General features: G+C 59.4%; 6 protein-coding genes and 1 pseudogene. 2 read left to right on the forward strand and 5 right to left on the reverse strand.

Going from position 1 to position 7,776, the window contains the following annotated elements; all coding sequences use genetic code 11:
* Nucleotides 1-245: 245 nt before the first annotated feature.
* The 4 genes and pseudogenes from BBA01S_RS39105 to BBA01S_RS44975 all read right to left on the reverse strand — a co-directional run.
* Nucleotides 246-446: pseudogene (locus tag BBA01S_RS39105) on the reverse strand (IS110 family transposase); the annotation flags it as partial.
* 607 nt (nucleotides 447-1,053) lie between these two features.
* Nucleotides 1,054-1,383 (reverse strand): H-NS family nucleoid-associated regulatory protein, encoded by a 330-nt coding sequence (locus BBA01S_RS44970; protein WP_042298644.1) that lies wholly within the window; start codon nucleotides 1,381-1,383, stop codon nucleotides 1,054-1,056.
* Between the two features lie 555 nt (nucleotides 1,384-1,938).
* Nucleotides 1,939-3,138, reverse strand: a complete 1,200-nt coding sequence (locus tag BBA01S_RS39120) for an IS91 family transposase (RefSeq protein ID WP_084162825.1) — start codon at nucleotides 3,136-3,138, stop codon at nucleotides 1,939-1,941.
* 8 nt (nucleotides 3,139-3,146) lie between these two features.
* Nucleotides 3,147-4,028, reverse strand: coding sequence for a tyrosine-type recombinase/integrase (locus tag BBA01S_RS44975; protein ID WP_042298645.1), 882 nt, complete (start codon nucleotides 4,026-4,028; stop codon nucleotides 3,147-3,149).
* Nucleotides 4,029-4,409: 381 nt separating this feature from the next.
* On the opposite strand from BBA01S_RS44975, the gene BBA01S_RS45475 reads away from it, so the two are divergent.
* Nucleotides 4,410-4,730: a hypothetical protein gene (locus tag BBA01S_RS45475; RefSeq protein ID WP_156966268.1), complete on the forward strand. Its 321-nt coding sequence runs from the start codon at nucleotides 4,410-4,412 to the stop codon at nucleotides 4,728-4,730.
* Between the two features lie 130 nt (nucleotides 4,731-4,860).
* Here the strand turns inward: BBA01S_RS45475 and BBA01S_RS39135 are convergent, their stop codons facing one another.
* Nucleotides 4,861-5,685: an alpha/beta fold hydrolase gene (locus BBA01S_RS39135; RefSeq protein WP_027821127.1), complete on the reverse strand. Its 825-nt coding sequence runs from the start codon at nucleotides 5,683-5,685 to the stop codon at nucleotides 4,861-4,863.
* Nucleotides 5,686-6,243: 558 nt separating this feature from the next.
* Here BBA01S_RS39135 and BBA01S_RS44985 point away from each other — a divergent pair.
* Nucleotides 6,244-6,966: a hypothetical protein gene (locus BBA01S_RS44985; protein ID WP_156966269.1), complete on the forward strand. Its 723-nt coding sequence runs from the start codon at nucleotides 6,244-6,246 to the stop codon at nucleotides 6,964-6,966.
* The last annotated feature ends 810 nt before the right edge of the window (nucleotides 6,967-7,776 follow it).

The following is a 7,776-nucleotide window of genomic DNA, read 5'->3' on the forward strand; positions in this document are numbered from 1 at the left end:
CGGATTTACGTCATGTTCCATGGCCGTACGCGCGATCGACACGCCGGGCTTCAGGCACATCATGACCAGCTCGTCGCGTGCGCCTTCGTCATACTCGCGTCGGCCGTCGCGTTTCTCGCCAATCACCAGACGGCTCTTCAGGTCTTTGTTCTCTGTCATCAGTGTCAGTGTGCAGGTGTCCACGTGGACACCTAGCTTCTGACCTTCTGCCCCTCGATGGAAGGGCGTCTTTTATTGACCGCTTACGGCTGATCGACGACGAACAAGAGCTGGCTATGCGTCTTGAGTTCGGTAATGACGGTGCGCAGCCTGGCCTCGTCGTTGGGCAGCGCCTTGTTGTAAAGGCGCTTTCCGCGCCGATCGAGGGCGACGGCGTGATGGTGGCCTGCGCCGACATCGACGCCGACGGATACATCGACAGAGCTATGTTGTTGGTTTTCTTGCATCGAAGGCTTTGCCGACCAAACTATGTTGGAGACAGGGAGTAGAATTCCTGCAAGACATGCGGAAAATCCTTGCTGCGTTCACTATTCGGACTGGGCGGCTCGTCCAGCAATCGATGGAACAAAGCTTTCAGGTCAGAGACGTAGGCAGGTGCTCACGGCCGACCGGATGCAATAGCCCGAATCAGGGGTCATCGTACTTGCAGGGCACAGATGCTTGCCCAACCAGGGTTTGCCGTTTCCTCGATTTTGAGCAAGCCAGATTTCCGCAAGTCATTGATCTATCAATTATTTTTCGTGAAACCCGCCAGAAATTCCACGCATCGAATGATTACCGCTGCCCGGGCGTGCGATGACCAGTGACAAGATTTCTTCGCTCTACGAACTTGAAAACGCGTACTGACCAAACGAACGGATCAGCTTCTAGCGCCCGCGACCTTGCGTCGTTGCTCTAATGAGACCAAAGTAGGTTTCACAGCCCAAGGTAACGGAAACGGACTTGTCTATCTGCTTGGGCGTGCCATCTGCCATCGGCCCCGCTCCGCGCCCTGCGTCCCGAGGCAGAAAGCCCGATTCGTCCAAACGGGGCCTCGCGGGGAAAATCTCTCATTCACTCGGCCACCATGCCTGTGGCCGCAGCGCGTCGAACGCACCAGCGCGGGCGCTTGCCCTTGCATGACCACTTGCAGCCAGTCACGGGATCGTAGTATTTCGCGGGCAGCCGCCGGGGCCGGTCGTAACCGAGCGCGCGGCGTACCTCCTGTTCAGTGATGCCGAGCAGCGCGACCTCCTCGCGGAACCGGGCCAGTGCCGCGGCAGCCTCGCGCGCGCGGGCGTCAGCCAGCCGGTCGTTCACCTGGCCGAGTTCGGTGCGCAGCTGCTTCAGTCCGGGCAGGGGTTCGGGTGCCGATGCAGGCCGGGCGGGCTTCGAAGCGGACATGGACGTTGGGGAGTGAGCCTACGGGCGGCGACGGACTGATTCTAGCGGTGGCGCCGTTGGCGTCAAACCCGGCGGAGCGGCCGGCCGCGTTCGTGAGCAGGCCGACGGGCTGCCTGACGACGGTCCGGGGCGACGCGCCCTGCCCTGCAGGCGCGGATCCCCAGTCACATCGCAGTCTTTTCATAATGTTTGCAAACATCGGCAAAAGCAGAGGATTTTTAGCGAAGCGCAGACGGCGGACCACGTCCGCATTGGCACGACGTACGGGCCGGCTGTGTTTCGCTAAAAATTCTTTGAGCTAAGCCGCTCCGCTGGCGTTTGCGGCTATGGGCATTGAATCGAAAGGCCAGCATGCGATGTTCTCGACGGCAGGGTTCGTGATGCCCAGGATGAACGACCTGCGGACCGGTTCGAGGATGGGAGATCCGCACAACGCATGGGATGAACAGATGGCGCAGAGTGTGGCAGGCGGCGGTAGGCGATGTCTGGCCGAGCGTGTCCACCGGTGCCGGCGTGACGTGCTGGAACCGATGTCGTAGTCGAGCGGATCGGAATTCATCGGGGACTCGCCGGTGGTGCCCGCGGTAATGCACCAGGTAGCAGACGCTCGACGCAGAGCATGCGTCCGCGCGAACAGACGGGGCCGTCATAGAGCGAACGGCCAGTGAGTTTCGCGTAGCGGTCACGATAGTCCGGTTCGGGCGCGGTGCGGGCTTCGCGGTCCGGCTCGACGTTGAGCAGATGACGGCATGCGCTCAGCCGGGATTCGCGCAGGCGATTGCTCAGCAGTCCATAGTGGCGGATGCGTTGCAGTCCGCGCGGAAGGATGTGCAGCAGGAAGCGCCGGATGAATTCGAGCGGGGGCAACTGCATTACGCGCGGCTTGTCTGGTCTGCGATAGTCCTTCCAGCGAAACGTAACGTGAGCGTCGGTCAGGCCGACGAGGCGGTTGTTGGAGATCGCGACCCGGTGTGTGTAGCGACCGAGATAGTCGAGAACCTGTTGCGGACCGCCGAATGGCTGCTTGGCATAGACGACCCACTCGGCGTGCCGCGGACCCATAAGGTAGCGGGCGAATTGAGCGGGCTCGGACAGATGGGTCAACGCGGAGAAGAACCGCAGTTCGGCTGTGTCGAAGGCATGCTGCAACCGCTCGAGGAACAGCCGACGGAACAGACGCGAAAGCACTCGCACGGGCAGGAAGAAACCGGGTTTGCAGGCTATCCACCGGCGGCCGTCGGGCGTCAGGCCGCCACCCGGCACGACGCAGTGCAGATGGGGATGGTGCACCAGATTCTGGCCCCACGTGTGCAGGATCGCGATGAAGCCGATGGTTGCGCCGAGATGGCGCGGATCGGCAGCGATCGTGCGCAACGTTTCGGCTGTTGCCTGAAACAGGATGTCGTAGACCACCCGCTTGTTCTGGAAGGCGATCGACGCGATCTCTTCGGGAAGCGTGAAGACAACGTGGAAGTACGGCACAGGCAGCAGGTCAGCCTGGCGGTTGTCGAGCCATTGAGCGCGGGCAAGCGACTGGCACTTCGGACAGTGCCGGTTACCACACGAGTTATAGGCAATGCGCTGATGTCCACAGGTGTCGCACTGCTCGACGTGACCGCCCAGCGCTGCGGTACGGCACTGCTCGATCGCGCTCATCACGCGACGCTGCTCGCGGCCGAGCGAGCCGGCATGCAACTCCCGATAGGTTGGGCCGTGGCGACGCAGAACGTCCGCCAGTTCCAGCACGGCGCGCATGATCGCACTCAGGCGTTTGTGGGTGGTGGCTCGGGGCAGAAGGAGGGGGCGGATTGCTGAGGCAGCCGGTCGAACGGGCTGGTCGTCGCGCAGACGGTGCTGGTTGCGACCTTCAGATAGCGCGACGTCGTGGCGAGGCTGCGATGACCCAGCAGCAACTGGATGGTACGCACGTCAGTACCGGATTCGAGCAGATGCGTGGCAAATGCATGCCGCAACGAATGCGGGGTGATGGACTTGCTGATCCCGGCGCGACGTCGCGCCTGCTGACACGCGATGCGTATCGTTGCCGGATCGATGGGCTGGTCGGGAAAGCGCCCGGGGAACAGCCAGTACTCTGGCCGGACGACGCGCCAGTAGCCGCGCAGAATCTCCAGCAGTCGAGGCGAAAGCATGACGTAGCGGTCGGCGTCGCCCTTTCCCTGTTCGACACGCAGCACCATGCGCTGGCTGTCAATGTCGGTGACCTTCAGGTGGGTCGCCTCTGAGACGCGCAGACCGGCTGAGTACGCCACCATCAGCACGCATCGATGCTTGGCACTTCTGATCGATTCGAGAAACCGCATCACCTCGTCGGGGCTGAGGATGACTGGTAGCCTGCGAGGCACTCTCGACATGGGGATCTCGTCGATCGGCCAGTCACGTTTGAGAGTCACTGAGTAAAGAAAGCGCAGCGCCGCCGTGGCTACCACCAGCGTGCTTCGTGAACGCCGCTGGACCTCAACGAGATGCAACTGGTACGCGCGGATTTCCTCTGGTCCCAGCAGCGCAGGTGAGCGGCCGAAATACTGGGAAAAATTACTGACCTGTTGCAGGTAGGTGCGTTGGGTGTTGGCCGCGAGGTTCCTGATGCGCATATCCTCGATCATGCGTCGACGTAATGCCGTCATGGCTGACTCCTTCGAAAGGACGAGGCAGAAACTGCACTGCCATCGTCGCATTCGGAGGAATGCACACCGCGAACTGCGGCGAGGCCGACTCCGTTGACCAACCACCTGCTCCCGCGTCAGCGGGTTAGTTCAATTGTTATTATCAGGGTTGCGTTTGAGGGGTAAAATTCGGGGTCTGGCCATCAAACCTAGCCCCGGAGGCCCCTTCTGGCTATCCCATCCGCTCCCGATCGAGCCGGTTCGGCACTCGCCGAACGCGTCCGCATCTTCCTGTTCAGTGCCGACCGGCCCGTCAGCCGCCTCGAGCTCGACATCGAGAACATTGGCGACTACGCGCTCATCGACGAAAACACCTCCGCCCAGATGCGGCTCGTGCGCGCGATGCCCGCGCTCACCCCGGCGGCCGAGGCGATCGTGGGCGCAATCGTGGGCCGCTACGGTGCCGGACTGTTCTCAACCCGCGCGAAGCTGTTGCGCAGCCTGGTGCATTTCGGGCCGGTGCGGTATGCCCAGTTCGTCCTGGGCTACATGGAAGGCGTTCAGCCGAGGGAAGAGTTCATCGCCCTGGGCGAAGAGTTCGAGCGGATCTTCGCCGCGTTCCCCGCCACCGGCTATGCGCACGCGCCGGCAGGAAGCCGGGCCAGCGCCGACGACCGGTCGCGACGACTCGCGTTAGCTCAGATACTCATTCAAAGTGCGTGAGCGGGCCACAGCGCCAGGCACACGCTGACAAGTACTCGCTTGGCCCAGCGTTGTCGCCAACGCGAACAACCCCTACGACGTTGCTCGCTTTCTGTTGGATGCCGGAAGTCAGCCGTCTTCAGTAGCGTTCCTACGATAATCGAGCGAAGCTCAATATGTCCTGATTGAGGCGATCCTTATGCGTATAGTAGAGAGCATGATAGGCGCCTTCGTAGACGATAAATTTTGCACCCGTAATTAGCGAGGCGGACTGCTTGCCTGAAAGTTCGATTGGCACAACGGGGTCTGCGCCGCCGTGAATGACCAGAGTTGGGATGTCGAACTTTGCCAGGTCGGGACGCAGGTCGGTTTCCGAAAAGGAGGCAATGCAGTCATGGGTCGCCTTTATGCTCGCTTTAATTGCCATATCGAATGTCCAGTCGAGCATTGCCTGCGTGACCGCGGGCGGGTCGCGATCAGCTCCAGTAAAAGCGCGGCCAAAATTAACCAGAAATTCGGAGCGATCTTTAAGTATACCGGCCCGCAGCCCATCGAAGACGTCTCGGGGCACCCCTTCCGGGTTATCGGCCCGTGCCACTAGCAAAGGGGTGGTCGCACTAAGCAGAACGACCTTGGCGATACGCTTTGATCCACGAGTACCGATGTATCTTGCAACTTCCCCACCGCCCATTGAGTAGCCGACCAGGATGGCGTCGGTAAGGTCGAGCTGCTTGATCAACTCGTCCAGATCACTGGTAAGAGTATCGTAGTCGTAGCCCGACCACGGCTGGCTAGACCGTCCGAAACCTCGACGATCATAGGCGATCACTCGGAATCCATTGCTGGCGAGAAAAAGCGCCTGGTATTCCCACATGTCGGCGCTCACAAGCCACCCGCCGACCAGAATGATTGGCTGACCGGTACCCCAGTCGCTGTAAAAAATCTCCGTACCGTCGGGCGTAGTGATCCGGCTCATCTGCGGGTTCCCTGTGGTGATAGATGGACATTGTCACGATGTCGCCGCTGTCGGTGCATCGCCCGAGGAGGAGCATCGCGCTACGCTTCAAGCAGCTGGGCCAATGATAGTTTTGGTAGCGATTTAAGACTCTGAAATGTTCTTAACGGATCTAGCGCAAGCTGCTTTAAACAAGGACAGCGCGCCCCACCGGGTCATGGCGCAGGTTGACGCTTGCTATCGGGACCTTAAGGTAGCGTGCCCACGCTGCGAGCGAGCCAGACGTTACGTTACATGGGAACGCGTTTCCCGAACACGAACACTTGGGAGCTCTGACGAAGCTGTGTTTCTGCACGCCAAGGTTCATTACTTCATGGAGTTCCGCCTGACTGCGAGCACTACTTCGTCTAGCCGAGCGATTGGCACGTTCATTGCTTTGCAAATACGCCCGGGAGACATTGCGATTGCACTCATGCGAAACGCAGCGTAGGTATTACGCTGCTCGCTGATTGAGACCAGTATTCGGGCAACGCCGCTCTCGCGAGGGAGCGCTTGAAAATCAACGCGGGAGATGGAATCGTGAGTGACCAACGCTTCAGGTTTAATTCTCTTTACACGCTTTCAGAAGTTCAGTTGCACGAGGTCTTGCAACCATTTTATGAAGAAGCGCTTAGCGATTTTCAAAAAGATGAACTACCGCCGATGACGTATGATCAGGTCGTACACGAGATCTATCAAAACTTACAGGCGAACGTGAAGGCGCCGATCGAACTGGAAAGCGAGGCGGTGGTCGCTTCGTTGGTGGCCGATGACGCCAACGCCTTTATTGATTTCAACGGTCTGCTTGCAGATGCTTCTGGCGGATGTGCTACGGCAGTTTATGTAGTTGTCGCAGATGCTATCGGTTTGATATTGACGTATTTCGGGATCAAGGCCAGCGTCGTGAGAAATGCCACAAAGCGCCTGCTGAATGAGCTTGGCCCAAAAACTCTCAACGGATTTATGTCGAAGATACATGACATATCCCACGCAAGCGGTTTTCCGACGCAGGTTAAAGAAATTCTTGGCCTGATCTCTCAGATTAAGAACGCGTTGGGTCTCCCAGCGATTATCTCGGCCGTAAAAAAGGAACTGACCGGATGGGGTGCTGCCCTCGCGGCGTTGACGATTGCCGCCCAAATGACAATATGGTTTATGAGCGACGGTCTTGCCCTTTTGGCAGAACTAGCTTTGGGATCCACTGCGGTTTACACAACGATTAAAGATGCTTCAAAGGCTCTAACAGCTTGCAACCTCGCTTAACGGCTAGCGCCGATTGCGAGTTGGTGATGTGAGGTAGTTGCTGTTGTAGGCGAGCCTGTTCGCCTACAACATGTGTTCGCCTCGCTAGATCGCAGGATACCGCAGACGAAAGCGTGCAAAATTTGCAGAGGCTTCCCCGGGCTGTTCTGCCTAGAGATCGAGCGGCAATGAAGCAATAGCGAGTTGCGAGACGTAGAGAGGGCTCTGTCACGTTGGCGAGGTGGTCACGTAGCGTAGACGGTAATAAAAGTGATACCGTTGCGACGATAATTGTGTCACTCCGCGCGGGACAGCCGATCCGGTGCGAACTGGTGGGCGCAGAGGCGCGGCTGCGGCGAGGACATGCCGCGCGAACTTCCGGTACCGACGGCGGATTCAACTGGTCGATGCAACACCTAGAATGGGCGTGAGCAGCGTTGTCGTTGGCGATGCGCTGCACGCGTGACGCCCACGTCTCGAGCGCTTCGCGCATCGACGAACGGGCGTCGGTCATGATCGCGGACGGCCAGACAAACGCGAAGACTGCTTGCAGCCTCATCGTTATCCAGAAAGCTCCAGGACGCTGCTCGCAAAGTGCAGTACGCGCACGGTCTCGACGCCGGACACTGTGAAATCGCGCGCGAGCTTGCTCGACGGCAACGGATACGGATTCGAGTGGTTTACGAGGAGATGACGCGACAGATGCCGCGATGTCGGTTTTTAGGACGGAGTCGACTTTCGAGCGTCTGTGTTGGAGCAGAGGCCAATGACTGAAGATGGCCGAGGACGTGTAAAAACGAGCAGAACGGCCGACCGGTGACGCCCAGTAAG

The sequence above is a fragment of the Paraburkholderia bannensis NBRC 103871 genome (assembly GCF_000685015.1).
GTDB lineage: Bacteria > Pseudomonadota > Gammaproteobacteria > Burkholderiales > Burkholderiaceae > Paraburkholderia > Paraburkholderia bannensis.